Here is a 16,853-nt window from a genome sequence, read left to right on the forward strand (position 1 = left end):
TGCATCAATGACCCTCGTGCCCCGGGACGACCACGGTGTGCTCGTCGATCTCGACGCCGACGCCCTCGAAGCACTCCTGCACGTTCTCGAGGGTCAGCACGTCGTCGACCGGGCCGCATCCGACCTGGCCGCCGTTCAGCAGGAGCACGGTGTCGCAGACCTGCCGGGCGAGTTCGAGGTCGTGCGTCGACACGACGATGGCGACCCCGCGTCGCTTCAGGGTCCGGATGGTCTCGATGAGCGCATCGCGGTTCGCCTGGTCGAGGCCGTTGAACGGCTCGTCCAGGAGCAGGAGCACGGGCTCGGATGCCAGTGCGCGCGCCAGCATCCCACGCTGGCGCTGGCCTCCCGAGAGCTCGCCGAATCGCAGGCGGGCGCGGTCCGCGAGCCCCACCGTCTCCAGGGCGCGGCGCACGACCTCCCGGTCGCGACGGCCGGGCCAGCGCAGCAGGCCGAGCCGCCGATAGCGTCCCTGCATCACGACCTGCTCGAGGCTGATCGGGAAGTCGGGGTCGAGGTCCGAGGACTGCGGCAGGAAGCCGACCATGCCGTCGGGAGCATGTTCGGAACCGCCGACGCGCATGCTGCCTCCGACGAGCGGGACGAGGCCGAGGATGCCCCGGAGGAGCGTCGACTTCCCCGCGCCGTTCGGCCCGATGACCGCGACGGCCTCGCCGGGCGCGACCGACAGGCGCAAGCCTGCGACGCCGGCCCCTCCGGGGTGCCGGAACGCGGCGTCCCGGAGGACGAGGACGGGTCCCGACTCGCTCATGCGGTCATCCTCCCAGCACCGACGGCGACGGGGAAGGCGTCACGCCCCACGACTCGAGGATCAGGCGCACGTTGTGCAGCTGGCTGCCGAGGTACGTCTCGCCCTCGGTCCCCGGCTGTCCGAGCGAATCGCCGTAGAGCGCGTCCTCGCCGGAGTAGACCACGACCCCCGCCTCGTCGGCGATCGTCTCGGCCGCCTTGGGCGAGATCGACGCCTCGGAGAAGACCGCCTGCACGCCGGTCTCCGCGATCCGCTCGACCAGCGCGTCGATCTCGGCGGCGCTCGGCTCGGCGTTGTCGTCGAAGCCCGGGATCACGCTGCCGACGAAGGTGATGTCGTACGCGTGGAGGAAGTAGGTGAACGCGTCGTGGTTCGTCACGAGGAGTCGCTCCTCGACGGGCACGGTCGCGACGTTCTCGTCGATCCACGCGTCGAGCGCCTGGAGTCTGGCGGTGTAGTCGTCGGCGTTGGTCCCGACGGCGTCGGCGTCGATGCCGGGGACGTCGGCGAGTCCGTCGGCGATGTTCGCCACCATCCGCTCCGCGAGCACGGGGTCCGTCCAGACGTGCGGGTTCCCGCCACCGTCGTCGTGGCCGTCGTCCTCGGCTTCGTGGTCATGGTCGTGGTCGTCCTCGGTGGCCTCGAGCCGGATGCCCGTGCTGGCGTCGACGAGGACGCCGTCGAACCCCGACGCCTCGACCGCATCGTCGATCCACGACTCGAGCCCGGCGCCGTTCACGACGAGCGCGTCGGCCGATCCGAGCGCGAGCAGCTGTGCCGCGGACGGGTCGAACGAGTGCGCGCTCTGCCCGGGCTCGAGCAGGCCGGTCACCTCGGCGGCCTCCCCCGCGACCTCGCGTGCGAAGTCCGCGACCTGCGTGGTCGTCGCGACCACCTGCACGCCGTCCGATTCCGACGCGCCCGGCGTCGCGCACCCCGCGAGCACCGTGACGGCTGCCGCCCCGAGGGCGAGTGCGGACCAGCGGGTTCGACGAGGGAGATCGATCGGCATGCATCGAGCGTAGGCGTTATTGATAATGATTGTCAAAACCATCTGTCCGGCATGCGCGTGTTCGCGTGACGTTCTGTGCACGGGGGCTGTCGCTCGTCGGTCGTCCGTGCGAGAGTGTCAGCCGTGGAAACCGCCACGAGACCCATCACCCTGCACCCGTTCACCCCTTCCGACGCCGAGCGCCTGCTCGAGGGCCATGTCGACCCGGTCGACGGCTGGGAGGGCGGCTACTCGTTCACCGACGAACCCGAGCTTCTCGCCGACTACGTCCGCGCAACGCAGCGCGACGGCGACCCGGCGCCCTACGGCCCCTATCTCGTCCGGCGCCTCGGCGCCGACGGGGAGGCCGGCGCCGCCGTCGGCGGCGTCAACCTCTTCGGCCCTCCGGACGAACGCGGCGCGGTCGAGTTCGCGTTCGGACTCGTGCCCGCCGCCCGCGGTACCGGACTCTCCCCGTACGTCGTCGACGCCGCACTCGACGTGCTCCGCGAGGCGGGCGCACTCATCGCCCGCGCCGAATGCGAGATCGCGAACCTCCCCGCCCGACGCGTGCTCGAGCAGGCCGGCCTGGGCGAGGTGGGTCGGTCCGACGGCGTCGTCGCCTTCGAGATCCGCCTCTGAGACGGCGCGGCGCGGGCCGTCGGCACGACGCGCCCGCTACTCGAGCAGGAGCGCCGGTTCCTCGATGATCGACGCCACGTCCGCGAGGAAGCGGCTGGCGACGTCGCCGTCGACGACCCGGTGATCGAACGACCCGCCGATCGTCGTCACGAACCGGGGCCGGACCTCGCCGTCGACCACCCACGGCTTCTGCCGGATGGTGCCCAGTGCGACGATCGCCACCTCGCCGGTGTTGAGGATCGGCGTGCCGGTGTCCATGCCGAAGACGCCGATGTTGGTGATCGTGATCGTGCCGCCCTGCATCTCCGCGGGCTGCGTCTTGCCCTCGCGCGCGGTCAGCGTGAGCTGCTCGAGCGCGGTGGCGAGCTCGACCATCGTCATGGCCTGCGCCTCCTTGACGTTCGGGACGATCAGCCCGCGAGGGGTCGCCGCCGCGACGCCGAGGTTCACGTAGTGCTTGACGATGATCTCGTCATCGGTCCACTGCGCGTTGACGGTCGGATTCCGGCGTGCGGCCCAGATCATCGCCTTCGCCATGATGAGCAGCGGCGACACCCTGACCCCGGCGAAATCGGGGGACGCCTTCAGCCGCTTGACGTACTCCATGGTTCGCGTCGCGTCCACGTCGACGAAGACCGATACATGCGGCGCGGAGTATGCACTCTGCACCATCGTCTGCGCGATCGCCTTCCGCACGCCCTTCACGGGGATGCGCGTCTCCCGGTCGGCCGGGAGCTCCGGCGTCTGGATGTTGCGGAACACGCTCGCCTGGCTGGCCTCGCGGATGACGTCGTCGCGCGTGATGTCGCCGATCGGACCGGTGGGCGCCACGCGCGACAGGTCGACGCCGAGGTCCTTCGCGAGCTTGCGGATGGGGGGCTTCGCGATCACCGGAACCCCGTCGTCGTGCCGCTCCGCCGGACGGACCGGCTCGGCCGGCGCGGACGCCGGCGCCGCGGGACGCGCTGACGGCGCCGGCGCGGAGACGACGGGCGGCGCGGGCGGGGGAGCGAGGTGCTCGTGCGCGCCGCCCGGCGCCGGATGCCGGCGGCGACGGCTCTGGCTCGGCCCGGTGCTGCCGTGGCCGACGAGCACGGCGCCGCCGGCATCCGGCGATTCCGAGGTGCTCGGCGCGGGTGCGGCGGGAGCCGCCACGGGTGCCTCGGCCGGTGCGGGTGCGCCGTCGGGCGATGACATGCCGTCGGCGGCATCCGTCTGGATGACCAGGATCGGCGTCCCCACGTCGACCGTCCGGCCCTCCTCGACGAGCAGCTCCGTCACCGTGCCCTCGAAGGCGCTCGGGAGTTCGACGAGCGACTTCGCCGTCTCGATCTCGACGAAGACCTGGTCGAGCGAGATGCGCTCGCCGGGCGCGACGCGCCACTGCACGATCTCGGCCTCGGTCAGGCCCTCGCCCACGTCGGGAAGCGGGAATCGGATCTCGCTCATCGTGCTCCTCAGGTTCGAACGTGCGGGGTCGTGGTGCGACCCCCGGGTCAGTAGGACAGCGACCGGTCGACGGCCTCGAGCACCCGGTCGGCGCTCGGCAGGTACTCGGTCTCGAGCGCGGCAGGCGGGAACGGTGTGTCGAAGCTTGAGACCCGCAGCACCGGCGCCTCGAGCGAGTAGAATGCCCGCTCGGCGACCGTCGCGGCGATCTCGGACCCGACGCTCACGAACCCGTACGCCTCCTGCGCGACCACGAGGCGCCCGGTGCGCTGCACCGAGTCGACGATCGGGCCGAAGTCGATGGGGGAGAGCGAGCGCAGGTCCACGACCTCGAGGCTCCGGCCCTCTTCGGCGGCGATGTCGGCCGCCTGCAGCAGCGTCGCGATCATTGCGCCATGCCCGACGAGGGTGACGTCGTCGCCGCGTCGGACGACCCGGCTCGCGTGCAGGGGCAGCCCGGCGTGGTCGTGGTCGACCGGACCCTTCGGCCAGTAGCGGCTCTTGGGCTCGAAGAAGAGGACCGGGTCGTTCGACGCGATCGCCTCCTGGATCATCCAGTACGCGTCGTGCGGCGACGACGGACTCACCACGCGAAGGCCCGGCGTGTGCGCGAAGTACGCCTCCGGGCTCTCCTGGTGGTGCTCGATCGAGCCGATGTGGCCGCCGTAGGGCACGCGGATGACGACCGGCATCGGCATTCCGCCGTCGTGGCGGAGGTTCATGCGCGCCAGCTGGGTGGTGATCTGGTCGAACGCGGGGAAGATGAACCCGTCGAACTGGATCTCGAGCACCGGGCGGTAGCCGCGCATGGCCATGCCGATCGCGGTGCCCACGATGCCCGACTCGGCCAGCGGGCTGTCGAGCACCCGGCGTTCCCCGAACTCGGCCACGAGGCCCTCGGTCACGCGGAACACCCCGCCGAGCGGCCCGATGTCCTCGCCCATGAGCAGGACCTTCGGGTCGTTGCGCATCGCCTCCCGGAGTCCGGCATTGATGGCCTTCGCCATCGACAGCGTGTGCACGCCCCGGAGTTCGGGCGCCTCGGCCGACGTGTCGGCGATCGTCTCGACCGTCATGCCTGGTCTCCTTCGAACGAGTTCTCGTACTCCTCGAGCCATGCGGCCTGCGCCTCCATCAGGGGGTGGGCCTCGGCGTAGACGTGGGCGAAGATGTCGCTGCGCGGGGGAGCGGTGACGTCGAGCGCGCGCGTCCTGACGCCGGCCGCGACGTCCGCCGCCTCCTCGTCGACGCGGTCGAAGTACTCGGCCGACGCTCCGCGGCCCTCGAGCCACGTGCGGAAGCGCGTGATCGGATCGCGTGCGGTCCAGTACGCGACCTCGTCATCGGTCCGGTACTTCGTCGGGTCGTCGGCGGTGGTGTGCGCGCCCATGCGGTAGGTCACCGCCTCGATGAACGACGGTCCCTCGCCCGCGCGGGCCTCCTCGAGCGCGCGGCGGGTCACGGCGTAGCTCGCGAGCACGTCGTTGCCGTCGACCCGGATGCCCGGCATGCCGAAGCCGCCGCCGCGCAGGGAGAGCGGGCTGCGCGACTGACGCGAGACCGGGACCGAGATCGCCCACTGGTTGTTCTGCACGAAGAACACCTGGGGGGTGGCGTAGCTCGATGCGAACACGAGCGCCTCGCTCGCGTCGCCCTGCGACGTCGAACCGTCGCCGTAGTAGACGAGCACCGCGGCATCCGACTCGGGGTCGCCCGTCGCGGTCGCACCGTCGAACTGCAGGCCCATCGCGTAGCCGGTCGCGTGCAGCGTCTGCGAGGCCAGCACGAGCGTGTAGAGGTGGAAGTTGCCGTTCTCCTCGGGCGTCCAGCCGCCGAGGGTGGCGCCGCGGAAAAGCTTCAGGATGGCGACCGGGTCGAGGCCGCGGATCATGCCGACGATGTGCTCGCGGTACGACGGGAAGATGTGGTCCTGCGGGCGCGCGGCGCGCGCGGAGCCGACCTGGGCGGCCTCCTGGCCGTGGCTGGGGACCCACAGCGCGAGCTGGCCCTGGCGCTGGAGGTTCGCGCCCATGACGTCGACCCGACGCGAGATCACCATGTCGCGGTAGAACTGCTCGAGCGCGGCATCGGGCAGCGCCTCGACCAGCGGCAGGTACTCCTCCGCCTCGGGCGACGGACGAAGTTCGCCCTCGGGCGTCAGGAGCTGGACCGTCGGAGCGGTGAAGTCGCGTGAGGGGGCTGCCACCGTTCCACGGTACCCGCTCGATGTGGGGCCCTTCTTGTGGAGGTCAGACAAGCTCCCCGAGAAGCCTTAGGAGTACGTCCACAGACTCGCGCTCGCCGACCGACACCCGGATGCCGTCGCCGGGGAACGCCCGCGCGACGATCCCGCCGTCGAACAGCGCCTCGGCGACCTCCATCGTGCGATCGCCCGTGGGCAGCCACACGAAATTGCCCTGCGCCACCGGGATCTCCCAGCCCTGCGCGATGAGCGCGTCGCGCAGGGCGTCGCGGCGCTCGGCGAGCGCGTCGACTCGGCCCAGCAGCTCCTCCTCGTTGGCCGGCTCGAGCGCGGCGAGCGCACCCGCCGTGGCGACGGCGGTCACGCCGAGGGGGATCGCCGTCGCACGAGCGGCGTCGAGGATCGGCACCGGGCCGATCGCGTAGCCGACGCGCACGCCGGCGAGCCCGTACGCCTTGGAGAAGGTCCGGAGCACGACGAGGTTGGGGTAGCGCCCGATGAGCGAACTGCCGTCGACGGATGCCTCGTCCCGCACGAACTCCGCGTACGCCTCGTCGAGCAGCACGAGCCGGTCGGCCGGAACGCGCGCCATGAAGCGCTCGAACTCGTCCGCGGTGACCGGGACCCCCGTCGGGTTGTTGGGGGAGCACACGATCACCACGCGCGTGCGGTCGGTCACCGCGTCCGCCATCGCATCGAGGTCGTGTCCGTGGTCGGGGCGGTTCGGGACCTGCACGCTCGTCGCGCCGGCGACGGTGACCAGCCCGGGGTACGCCTCGAACGAGCGCCACGAGTAGACGACCTCGTCGCCCGGGCCCGCCGCGGCGAGCACGAACTGCGCGATCAGCGACACCGATCCGGCACCGACGAGCACCTCGTCGACGCTCACGCCGTAGCGCTCGGCCAGCCGCTCGCGGAGCGTCAGCGCGGTGGCGTCCGGATACCGGTGGACCTCCGTCGCGGCGGCTGCGATCGCGGACGCGACGGCCTCGACGGGCGGCCAGGGGTTCTCGTTGCTCGACAGCTTGAAGCCGTCCGCCGGGGCCGGCCGGCCCTGACGATACGGGGGAAGCGCGGCGATCTCCGGGCGCAGGCGCACCTGCGGGGGCGTGGGCTCCGATGCGGTCACGGCATCCACCGTACCCCTTCGCTCGCGGGCCCCCCGCTGCCATAGTTGGGGGATGCGCTTCCTCCTGAAGGTCATCGTCGTCGCGTTCGCACTCTGGCTCACGACCCTCATCGTCTCCGGCGTGAGCGTCGTCCCCTATGAGGACACGGAGTTCGCGACCGTGCTCACCTACCTGCTGATCGCCGCCATCTTCGGCATCGTCAACGCGACGATCGGCACGTTCGTGCGCATCGTCGGGTTCCCGCTCTACGTGCTGACGCTGGGGCTCATCTCGTTCATCGTCAACGGGCTGCTCCTGCTGCTCGTCGACTGGATCAGCAGCCTGATGGGCTTCGGACTCGTGGTCGACGGATTCTGGTGGGGCGTGCTCGGTGCGCTCGTGCTCGGCCTCATCAGCTGGCTGATCGGACTGGTCGTCCGGCCGACCGACTGAGCTCGGCCGATCGAGCTCGGTCGCCCGTCGGGCGGATGCCCCCATCCGGCCGTTCACTCCCGCACCCGCTCGCTGCGCCAGTACGTGACGGCGGCGGGCGCGCCCCCCTCGGTGAACTCCGTCAGCAGTTCGCGGAACTCCGCGAGCCTCGGGTCGTCGTCGCGATCGATCAGGCGGGCGGTCTCGCGGTAGCGCTCCATCGCGTGCGCGGGGACCGCATCGCCCGGCCCGGGATCGAGCGTGCCGAGACTGCGCCCCACCTCGATCCGACCGCCGGCCGCGACGCCCGATCCCGCCGTGGCCGGCACGAGGTCCTCGCGGTGCGTCACCGACAGCAGTGGCGTGTCGCCGGTCGCCACCTGGGCGACCGGGCCGCCGAAGCTGACCGCGGCCGCGACGGCGAGGTCGGGGTCGGCGGCCGCATTCGCCGCCACCATGCCGCCGGCAGAATGGCCGACCACGATCACGGGGTCGCCGCTCCGCACCCCGGCCTCGGCCATCGACGCGCGGAGCGTCCGTTCGGACGCCGCAGCTTCCGACGGCAGGCCGACGAGCTCCTCCACGACGGATGCCCCGGCGACCGCGTGCACGTTCGCGGTCATGTCGTACGGCTCCGTCGCCGGCGTCGTCGAGAAGTCGGCGGTGCCCGCCGAGTAGACGATCCAGCGGGGTCCGTCGGCGGAGTCGTAGCGCTCGATCCGGACCTGGGGCCCACCCGTCGCGGAGGGAGGGATCCGATCGGCGAGATCGGCGATGCCCTGCACCGGGGAGGGCGCTCCGCCGGCGCCGCTCAGTGGCCCCGGCGCGGGCACCGGGTCGGTGACCGCCGTCTCGCGGAGGCTGCGCGAGCCCGTCATGAGGCCCACGACACCCGCCGCGGCCAGGACGACTCCCGCGTTTTCCGGGGCGTCGAGCACGGAGCCGATGGCGAACACTCCCTGCGCGCGGAAGAGGCCCGCCAGGAACTCGTCCGCCTGATCGGCGGCGGCGCGGACGAGCCCGACGAACGCCGGATCGGACAGGACCGGCAGGCCGTGCTCCGCGAGGACGGCCTGGACGGCCTCGTCGTAGCCGTCCGGATCCGCGATGTGGGCGAGGATGCTGCCCGCCGCGATCGGCCCCAGCGCGATCGCGGCGGCGGAGGCGGCCGGGAGCACCGTGGCCGACACGGCGACGCCGAGCAGCCCGGCGGCCACCCGGCGCCCGGCCTCGGCGAGGCCCGCGACCAGGCCCTCCGCCATCACGTACCGTGTCGCGCTCAGCCCCAGCGATGTCGAGAGCACGGATGCCGCCCGGCACGCCGAGCCGAAACCGGCATGTGCGGTGTCGAGGTCGATCGCAGCGCTCCACGCACGGTCGGCGGGATCGGGTCCCGCGACCGTCTCCGCCTCCACACGCAACGCGGCGGCCCGGGCGGCCCACCCGTCGACCAGGTGCGCCACGGCGGACAGGCGCACGGCCTCGGCGATGAGCGACTCCGTCTCGACCGAGTGCGGCCCGCCGCTGCGGACCTCGAGTCCGCTCACCAGACTCCGCCCGCGCCGGACACCGGACGATCCGGTGTCGTGATCGAACGGGCTGCGGCGTCGGCCTCGCGCGCCCGCTCGCGCTCGACCACGAGCCGATCCTCGGCATCGAGCAGCGAGCGTTCGGCGCCGGCGAGCGCGAAGCGGAGTTCGCGAGCACGATCGGCGTAGAGGTCGGCCGCGTCGTCGTGCCATCCGTCGAGTCGTTCGAGCACGAGCCCCGGCCGGACCTGCTCGACCTCGACGCGAAGCCGTCGCAGGGCGATGAGCGCTCGGTCGATCGCCCCGAGTCGGAGCTCGGCCGCGGCGGGGGAGAGGGACATCGGCGGGATCACCCCGCGATACTCGCCCTCGCCCGGGACCCGCGGGTGCGCGAACCCCGATCGCGTGCGCTGCTCGATCGGAGCCCGGCTGGGGAGGACGACACGACCGCATCCGGCGTCGCGGCACGACCGGACCGGACCCCGGCGGGCCGAACGCACGGAAGTGCCTCAGTCGAGGCGCACCTGCTCCAACGCGGACGACGCGACCGTCCCGAACGGTCCCGACGGCCCGGCGCGGTCGACGACCGCCGAAGCGATGACGAGCGCCCACCCGCGGGCCCGGGCCCAGGTCGCCTCGTCGACACCGCGTCGCTCCTCGAGCTCGGCTCGGAAGCGCCGCCGAGCGCTCGGACCGAAGGTCAGCCACGCCGTCGCCAGGTCGGTCGCCGGGTCGCCGGCCGTGACGTCGCCGAAGTCGACGACGGCGACGAGCGCGCCGGATGGTGCGAGCAGGAGGTTGTGCGGGTGCAGGTCGCCGTGCAGCCACACGGGCGGTCCCGACCATCCGGATGCCGCGAGCGCGCGGTCCCACACGGGCACCAGCCCCGCGGCACCGGGGATCCGTCCCCTCGCCAGTCGTGACCGCACGTCGTCGTCGCGGTGCGCGAGCGGGACGCCGCGCCAGGCGTTGCGAGGCGCGTCCGCCGGTGCCGGGGTCGCGCCGAGCTCGGCGACGAACGAGGCGAGGGCGTTCACGGCGACGTCGCGCGTGGCGACGTCGAATGCGAGCCCGCTCGCCCCGCGGAACCACGGCACGATGCTCCACGGGGCGTCGTAGCCGAGCTCGGGCGCCGGGCGCCCGTTCCGCACCGGCGCGGGCACCGCGACCGGCAGGCGTGGGGCGAGCTCGGGGAGCCAGCGCTGCTCGTGCACCATGAGGTCGAGCGCCTCGCGCCGCCGAGGCATCCGGATCGCGAGGTCGTCACCGAGCCGGAACATCGCGTTGTCCCAGCCGTTCGCGACGAACCGCACCTCGTCGGCGAGGTCGGGATGCTGGGCGTCGACGAGCCGCGCGGCGAGCGCCTCGTCGACATCGAAGTCGGGCGGCGGGGCATCCGTCACGGGGCGCCTCCCTTCGATGCAGCGCAACCGCAGGGTGCCGGCGCGGCGTCGGCGCGATACCCGCACCCGATCCCGCTCTGTTCCAACCCCCGGATTCGGTCCAGAATAGGGTTCCATGACGCCTGCGGAGCCCGCCGGGGAATCCGCGCAGCGCTTCCGAGTCTCGTTCGTATGCACCGGCAACATCTGCCGGTCCCCGATGGCGGAGGTCGTGCTGCGCGCCCTCGCCGAACGCGCCGGCATCTCCGATCGGCTCGACATCGTGTCCGCGGCGACCGGTGACTGGCACGTGGGCGAGCAGGCGGACCATCGCACGCTCGAGGCGCTGGAGCGCGCCGGGTACGACGGCAGCCGTCATCGGGCCCGCCAGTTCGACCCCGAGGACTTCCCGGCGCTCGACCTCGTGGTCGCGTTCGACCGCGGCCAGTCGCGGGTGCTCCGGAACTGGGCGCGCACCCCGGTCGACGCGCACAAGGTGCGCCTGCTGCTCGAGTTCGATCCGGAGCTGGCCCCGCTGCAGGACGTTCCCGACCCCTACTACAGCGACGATGCGACCTTCGACCGGGTTCTTGGGATGATAGAGCGGTCGACTCAGGCGCTCTTCCGGCAACTCGCGCCGGCTCTCAGACAAGGAAACCGATGACTTCGCTGCCTCCCCAGCCGCTCAGCCCGCTCGACGGGCGCTACCGCGCCGCCGTCGGCGAACTCGGCGAGCACCTGTCCGAGGCCGGCCTGAACCGGGCGCGCGTGCACGTCGAGATCGAGTGGCTGATCGCGCAGACCGATCGCGGCTTCTTCGGCACGAGCCCGCTGGCGGATGACGCGAAGCGGGCGCTCCGCGCGGTCGTCGCCGACTTCGGCCAGGCCGACATCGACGAGCTCGCTCGCGTCGAGGCGACGACGCGGCACGACGTCAAGGCCGTGGAGTACTTCGTCCGGGGCAAGCTCGACGAGCTCGGCCTCTCGAACCTCGCGGAGCTCACGCACTTCGCGTGCACCAGCGAGGACATCAACAACCTCTCCTATGCGCTCACCGTGCGCGACGCCGTCGCGCAGGTGTGGCTGCCGAAGTACCGCGCGGTCATCGCCAAGCTGATCGGGCTGGCCGAGGAGCACCGCGACGCCGCGATGCTCTCGCGCACGCACGGGCAGCCCGCGACCCCCACGACCATGGGCAAGGAGCTCGCGGTCGTCGCGTACCGTCTCGATCGCATCCTCCGCCAGGTCGAGACGACCGAGTACCTCGGCAAGTTCTCCGGCGCGACCGGCACGTTCTCGGCGCACGTCGTCGCCGCGCCCGGCGTCGACTGGCCCACGGTCTCGCGCGAGTTCGTCGAGTCGCTCGGGCTCACCTGGAACCCGCTCACCACGCAGATCGAGTCGCACGACTGGCAGGCCGAGCTCTACGGCCGCATCTCGCACGCGAACCGCGTGCTGCACAACCTCGCGACCGACATCTGGACCTACATCTCGCTCGGCTACTTCCGCCAGATCCCCGCCGCCGGCGCGACGGGCTCGTCGACGATGCCGCACAAGGTCAACCCGATCCGCTTCGAGAACGCCGAGGCGAACCTCGAGCTCTCGAGCGCGATCCTCGACTCGCTCGCCGCAACGCTCGTCACGAGCCGCCTGCAGCGCGACCTCACCGATTCGAGCTCGCAGCGCAACATCGGCGTCGGGGTCGGCCACTCGGTGCTCGCCCTCGACAACATCCTCCGCGGCCTCGGTGAGATCGACCTCGACCGCGCGCTGCTGCTCGCGGACCTCGACGGCAACTGGGAGGTGCTCGGCGAGGCGATCCAGACCGTGATCCGCGCCGAGGTGGCCGCGGGCCGGTCGTCGATCGCCGACCCGTACGCCCTGCTCAAGGAGCTCACTCGCGGCAAGCGCGTCGGCGCGCCGGAGCTCGCCGCGTTCGTCGGCGGCCTCGACATCTCCGACGACGCGAAGGGGCGCCTGCTCGCGCTGACGCCCGCCACCTACACGGGCATCGCCGACGACCTCGTCGACCGCCTGCGGGGCTAGGCGCGCCCGCGCCCGCGCTCCGGCCGCTCACGCCCGCTTCACGTTCACGGACGATCTCTGGGGTGGAGCGCCGCTTCAAACGGCACTCCACCCCAGAAATCGCACTCTAACCGTGCACGGGCGCGGCGCTCAGTGCGCCGAGTCGCCGCCCTGCCGGCGCTCGGGGTCGCCGCCTGCGCCGTCGCCGTGCTCGCTCGAGTTGGGCTTGACCGCCATCGAGAGCAGCGCGAGCACCATCAGCACGATGATGAAGACGCCGCCGAGCGTGATGAGCGTGAGCGTCCAGTCGCGCGTGCCGAAGAGCACGATGACGGCGGTGAAGACGGCGGCGATCGCGGCGCCGCCGACGTACTCGACCGGGCGCAGCACGTCTCGCCGGCTCGGCCGGTAGCCGCCGTCGGGGGAGTTGGTCACGATCGCTCCGATCCGGATGCCGCGTCGCCGGAGCCGCTCGGCTCGGTCGCGGCCCACTTCAACGACAACCCGCCGATCACGAGCAGCACGCCTGCCACGACGAGGTAGGCGCCGAAGAGGCCCACCGCGGTGACGGGATCGAGCGGGAGGAGGACGAAGGCGAGGGCCAGCGCGGCGGTGAGCCCGCCGACGGCCAGCCAGTCGCGCGCCGCGGCGACGCGGCCGCGCGCACGGATCCCGGCGAAGAGCTCGAGGATCCCGGTGACGGCAGCCCAGACCGCCACCGTGAAGGTGAACGTGGCGACACCGGCAGAGGGGGTTCCGGCCAGCTGGACGGCGACGAGGCCCGCGGCGGCCGTGATCACGCCGTTCGCCACGAAGGTCAGGCGAGCCGTGCGGTCGGCCACGAGTCGACCCGAGAGCGCGCCCACAACGACGCCCGCGACGAGCGCCCACCAGCCGAAGACCGTGAGGCCGAGCGCGGCAGAGTGGTCCTGCGAGAACGTGATGACCACCGATGGGATGATGGCGAGCGCCCCGCGGGTCACCGGGAGCAGCCAGGCGCCTGCGCGCTCGGGCGCGGCATCGCGGGCATCGGCCACGGCGACCTCTTTCGACTGGGGAACCGTTCAATCCTACGCGGGACGTCGCCCGGAGGATGCTGGGCGCCGAACGCCCGATGGCGGATGCCGCGACGCGAGCCGCGGCATCCGTCACCCCCTCAGCCGGTCACCGACCGGCCGACGGCGTCAGAGGGACTTCAGGATGTCCTCGACCCGCTCCTTCGCATCGCCGAAGAGCATCTGGGCGTTGTCGCGGAAGAACAGCGGGTTCTGCACCCCGGCGTAGCCGGTCGACATCGAGCGCTTGAACACGATGACGTTGTCGGCCTCCCAGACGCGCAGCACCGGCATGCCCGCGATGGGGCTGCCCGGATCCTCGGCCGCGGCCGGGTTCACCGTGTCGTTCGCGCCGATGACGAGCACGACCGAGGTCGCCGCCAGGTCGTCGTTGATCTCGTCCATCTCCTCGACGATGTCGTACGGCACCTTCGCCTCGGCGAGCAGCACGTTCATGTGCCCGGGCAGTCGGCCGGCGACGGGGTGGATGCCGAAGCGCACGTCGATGCCGCGCTCGCGCAGCTTCGCCGTCAGCTCCGCGACCGGGTACTGGGCCTGCGCGACCGCCATGCCGTAGCCCGGCGTGATGATCACGCTGCTCGCGCCCTTCAGCATCTCCGCGGCGTCCACCGCCTGGATCTCGCTGTACTCCCCGAGGTCGGCGTCGGCCTTGGCGGGTGCCTCGATGCCGAAGCCACCGGCGATCACCGAGATGAACGAGCGGTTCATCGCCTTGCACATGATGTACGACAGGTAGGCACCCGACGAGCCCACGAGCGCGCCGGTCACGATGAGCAGGTCGTTGTTCAGGAGGAAGCCCGCCGCGGCCGCCGCCCAGCCCGAGTAGCTGTTGAGCATCGAGATCACGACGGGCATGTCGCCGCCCCCGATCGACGCGACGAGGTGCCAGCCGAGTGCGAACGCGAGCGCCGTCACGAGCACCAGCAGCCAGAGCTGCGAGTCCATCACGTACCAGACGGTCAGGCCCAGGAACACGACGATCGCGCCCAGGTTGAGCGCGTTCTTGCCCGGCAGCACGAGCGGTGCCGACTTCATGCGCGCCGAGAGCTTCAGGAACGCGACGATCGAGCCCGTGAAGGTCACGCCGCCGATGAAGATGCCGATGAAGACCTCGGCGTGGTGGATGTCGGCCAGCGAGCCCTCCAGTGCGGGCGGGTCGAGGTGGCCGTTCCATCCGACGATCACGGCCGCCAGGCCGACGAAGCTGTGCAGCAGCGCGATCAGCTCGGGCATGCCCGTCATCTCGACGATGCGAGCACGCCACAGGCCGATGGATCCGCCGATGAGCACCGTGACGACGAGCAGGCCGAGGCCGAGCATGGTGCCTGGCCGGTCCCACGCGCCCTGGAAGGTCACCCAGATCGTGGCGACCAGGGCGATGGTCATGCCGGCGATGCCGTATCCGACACCGGCCCGGGCGGTCTCATGGCGGCTCAGCCCGGCGAGGCTGAGGATGAAGAGCAGGGCCGCGACGATGTACGCGGCACCGGCGATCGATTCGGGGGTCAGGGACTCAGGCAACAGGGGGCTCCTCGATGACGTCTTCGGTCGGTCCGCGGCTCAGCTGCTCGCCCGGTCGCCCTTGGCGAACATGGAGAGCATTCGCCGAGTCACCGCGAACCCGCCGAAGACGTTGATGCTGGCGATCAGGATGGCGATCGACGCCAGGACCTGCACCGCGACGACCTCGCTGGTGACCTGCACGATCGCGCCGACGATGATGATGCCCGAGATCGCATTGGTCACGCTCATGAGCGGCGTGTGCAGCGCGTGGGCGACCTTGCTGATCACGTAGAAGCCCGCCACGACCGCGAGCACGAACACCGTGATGTGCTGCGGGAGCGGCTGCGGTGCGAAGGCGTTGAGCAGGAACAGGCCCGCGATCCCGACGCCGATCAGTGCGGCGCGACCGGCGGCGGTGAGCTGCCGCTTCGGCTTCGGGCCTGCGGCGGATGCCGCGGCATCCGCCGCACTCGGCGTCGCGGCCGCCGGGGCGGCCGACACCTGCACCGGCGGCGGCGGCCACGTCGTCTCGCCGTCGCGCACGACCGTCACCGCGCGCTGGACGACGTCGTCGAAGTCGATGACGAGCTCGCCGTCCTTGCCGGGCGTCAGGAGCTTGACGAGGTTCACGAGGTTCGTGCCGTACAGCTGCGAGGCCTGCGCGGGCAACCGCGAGGCGAGGTCGGTGTAGCCGAGGATCGTCACGCCGTTCGGCGTCACGATCCGCTCGCCCGCGACCGAGCCCTCGACGTTGCCGCCCTGGCCGGCGGCCATGTCGACGATGACGCTGCCGGGCTTCATGCTCGCGACGTCCGCCGCCGTGATCAGGCGCGGCGCGGGCCGACCCGGGATCAGCGCCGTCGTGATGACGATGTCGACGTCGCGCGCCTGCTCGGAGTAGATCTCGGCGGCACGCCGGTCGTAGGCCTCGCTCGTCGCCTTCGCATATCCGTCGGTGGACTGCTCCACCTCGACCTCGACCTTCAGGTACTCGCCGCCGATCGACTTGACCTGGTCGGCGACCTCGGGTCGCGGATCGGTCGCGCGCACGATGGCGCCGAGGCTGGATGCCGCCCCGATCGCCGCGAGCCCGGCGACGCCCGCACCGGCGACCAGCACCTTCGCGGGCGGCACCTTGCCCGCCGCCGTCACCTGCCCCGTGAAGAAGCGGCCGAACTCGTGCGCGGCCTCGACGACCGCGCGGTAGCCGGCGATGTTCGCCATCGAGCTCAGCACGTCCATCGACTGGGCGCGCGAGATGCGCGGCACCGCGTCGAGCGCGAGTGCCGTGACGCCTCGTTCGGCGAGCGCCTCGACGAGATCGGGTCGCAGCGCCGGGCTCAGCAGGCCGATGAGCGTGGTGCCGGGGGAGAGCGCGGCGATCTCGTCGGGGGCCGGCTGGTTCACCTTGAGGACGATGTCGCTCGCGAACGCGGCCTCGCGCGTGACGAGTCCGGCGCCCGCCGCGACGTACGCGTCGTCCGGGAACGACGAGCGCTCGCCTGCTCCCGCTTCGACGACGACCTCGTAGCCCAGGCCGACCAACTGCTTCACGGTCGCCGGCGTGGCGGCGACCCGGGTCTCCGAGCCCTGCTCGGTGACGACGCCGATGCGCGTCATGCGTACTCCCTCTCATCGCCCGACCGCAGGTCGGTGCGATGCGGCACCTCGTGGACGGGTCCGTGCGAGCACGTCGTCCGGTGGGGGCCGGAGCGGCGACGGTGCTGCACGCGATCACTT

Annotated in this window: 17 protein-coding genes; 4 read left to right on the top strand and 13 right to left on the bottom strand. The window is 71.9% G+C overall.

Annotated elements, in window-relative coordinates; all coding sequences use genetic code 11:
* Positions 1-4 precede the first annotated feature (4 nt).
* Positions 5-772, bottom strand: coding sequence for a metal ABC transporter ATP-binding protein (locus tag GJR97_RS08370; protein WP_154346019.1), 768 nt, complete (start codon positions 770-772; stop codon positions 5-7).
* 4 nt (positions 773-776) lie between these two features.
* A complete protein-coding gene (locus tag GJR97_RS08375) occupies positions 777-1,784 on the bottom strand; it encodes a metal ABC transporter substrate-binding protein (RefSeq protein ID WP_154346020.1) in 1,008 nt (335 codons plus the stop codon).
* Positions 1,785-1,907: 123 nt separating this feature from the next.
* On the opposite strand from GJR97_RS08375, the gene GJR97_RS08380 reads away from it, so the two are divergent.
* A complete protein-coding gene (locus GJR97_RS08380; RefSeq protein ID WP_154346021.1) occupies positions 1,908-2,405 on the top strand; it encodes a GNAT family N-acetyltransferase in 498 nt (165 codons plus the stop codon).
* A 36-nt stretch (positions 2,406-2,441) separates the two neighbouring features.
* Here the strand turns inward: GJR97_RS08380 and GJR97_RS08385 are convergent, their stop codons facing one another.
* The 4 genes from GJR97_RS08385 to GJR97_RS08400 all read right to left on the bottom strand — a co-directional run bounded on the left by GJR97_RS08385 (position 2,442) and on the right by GJR97_RS08400 (position 7,186).
* Positions 2,442-3,854, bottom strand: coding sequence for a dihydrolipoamide acetyltransferase family protein (locus GJR97_RS08385; RefSeq protein WP_154346022.1), 1,413 nt, complete (start codon positions 3,852-3,854; stop codon positions 2,442-2,444).
* Between the two features lie 47 nt (positions 3,855-3,901).
* Positions 3,902-4,861, bottom strand: coding sequence for an alpha-ketoacid dehydrogenase subunit beta (locus GJR97_RS08390; protein ID WP_407643588.1), 960 nt, complete (start codon positions 4,859-4,861; stop codon positions 3,902-3,904).
* 65 nt (positions 4,862-4,926) lie between these two features.
* Positions 4,927-6,060, bottom strand: a complete 1,134-nt coding sequence (locus GJR97_RS08395) for a thiamine pyrophosphate-dependent dehydrogenase E1 component subunit alpha (protein ID WP_324613293.1) — start codon at positions 6,058-6,060, stop codon at positions 4,927-4,929.
* Positions 6,061-6,103: 43 nt separating this feature from the next.
* Positions 6,104-7,186, bottom strand: coding sequence for a histidinol-phosphate transaminase (locus GJR97_RS08400; RefSeq protein WP_324613294.1), 1,083 nt, complete (start codon positions 7,184-7,186; stop codon positions 6,104-6,106).
* A 52-nt stretch (positions 7,187-7,238) separates the two neighbouring features.
* Between GJR97_RS08400 and GJR97_RS08405 the strand changes: the two genes are divergently transcribed.
* Positions 7,239-7,619, top strand: coding sequence for a phage holin family protein (locus tag GJR97_RS08405; protein ID WP_154346026.1), 381 nt, complete (start codon positions 7,239-7,241; stop codon positions 7,617-7,619).
* 53 nt (positions 7,620-7,672) lie between these two features.
* Here GJR97_RS08405 and GJR97_RS08410 read toward each other — a convergent pair whose 3' ends face one another.
* The 3 genes from GJR97_RS08410 to GJR97_RS08420 all read right to left on the bottom strand — a co-directional run bounded on the left by GJR97_RS08410 (position 7,673) and on the right by GJR97_RS08420 (position 10,530).
* On the bottom strand, positions 7,673-9,145 hold the full coding sequence (locus GJR97_RS08410; protein WP_154346027.1) for an alpha/beta fold hydrolase: 1,473 nt from the start codon (positions 9,143-9,145) through the stop codon (positions 7,673-7,675).
* Positions 9,142-9,468: a hypothetical protein gene (locus GJR97_RS08415; protein ID WP_154346028.1), complete on the bottom strand. Its 327-nt coding sequence runs from the start codon at positions 9,466-9,468 to the stop codon at positions 9,142-9,144. The genes GJR97_RS08410 and GJR97_RS08415 overlap by 4 nt, the downstream gene beginning before the upstream one ends.
* A 168-nt stretch (positions 9,469-9,636) precedes the next feature.
* Entirely contained in the window at positions 9,637-10,530 is an 894-nt protein-coding gene (locus tag GJR97_RS08420) for an aminoglycoside phosphotransferase family protein (RefSeq protein ID WP_195760643.1), read from the bottom strand.
* 115 nt (positions 10,531-10,645) lie between these two features.
* Here GJR97_RS08420 and GJR97_RS08425 point away from each other — a divergent pair, with 115 nt between their 5' ends.
* Together GJR97_RS08425 and purB are read left to right on the top strand one after the other, a co-directional pair.
* Positions 10,646-11,173, top strand: a complete 528-nt coding sequence (locus tag GJR97_RS08425) for a low molecular weight protein-tyrosine-phosphatase (RefSeq protein ID WP_154346030.1) — start codon at positions 10,646-10,648, stop codon at positions 11,171-11,173.
* A complete protein-coding gene (gene purB / locus GJR97_RS08430) occupies positions 11,170-12,555 on the top strand; it encodes an adenylosuccinate lyase (RefSeq protein ID WP_154346032.1) in 1,386 nt (461 codons plus the stop codon). Before GJR97_RS08425 ends, purB begins: the two co-directional genes overlap by 4 nt.
* A gap of 129 nt (positions 12,556-12,684) precedes the next feature.
* On the opposite strand, the gene GJR97_RS17860 is transcribed toward purB, so the two are convergent.
* From GJR97_RS17860 to GJR97_RS08450, 4 genes are all read right to left on the bottom strand, one after another.
* Complete coding sequence (locus tag GJR97_RS17860; RefSeq protein ID WP_195760644.1) at positions 12,685-12,969, bottom strand: hypothetical protein; 285 nt, start codon at positions 12,967-12,969, stop codon at positions 12,685-12,687.
* The gene (locus GJR97_RS08440; protein WP_154346033.1) at positions 12,966-13,571 is read right to left on the bottom strand and encodes a DUF308 domain-containing protein; all 606 of its coding nucleotides are present in this window, start codon (positions 13,569-13,571) and stop codon (positions 12,966-12,968) included. The genes GJR97_RS17860 and GJR97_RS08440 overlap by 4 nt, the downstream gene beginning before the upstream one ends.
* A gap of 147 nt (positions 13,572-13,718) precedes the next feature.
* Positions 13,719-15,131, bottom strand: coding sequence for a Re/Si-specific NAD(P)(+) transhydrogenase subunit beta (pntB, locus tag GJR97_RS08445; RefSeq protein ID WP_229276115.1), 1,413 nt, complete (start codon positions 15,129-15,131; stop codon positions 13,719-13,721).
* Positions 15,132-15,170: 39 nt separating this feature from the next.
* A complete protein-coding gene (locus GJR97_RS08450; RefSeq protein WP_154346034.1) occupies positions 15,171-16,733 on the bottom strand; it encodes a Re/Si-specific NAD(P)(+) transhydrogenase subunit alpha in 1,563 nt (520 codons plus the stop codon).
* Between the last annotated feature and the right edge of the window lie 120 nt (positions 16,734-16,853).

The sequence above is a fragment of the Agromyces kandeliae genome, from assembly GCF_009674665.1.
GTDB classification, from domain to species: Bacteria; Actinomycetota; Actinomycetes; order Actinomycetales; family Microbacteriaceae; genus Agromyces; species Agromyces kandeliae.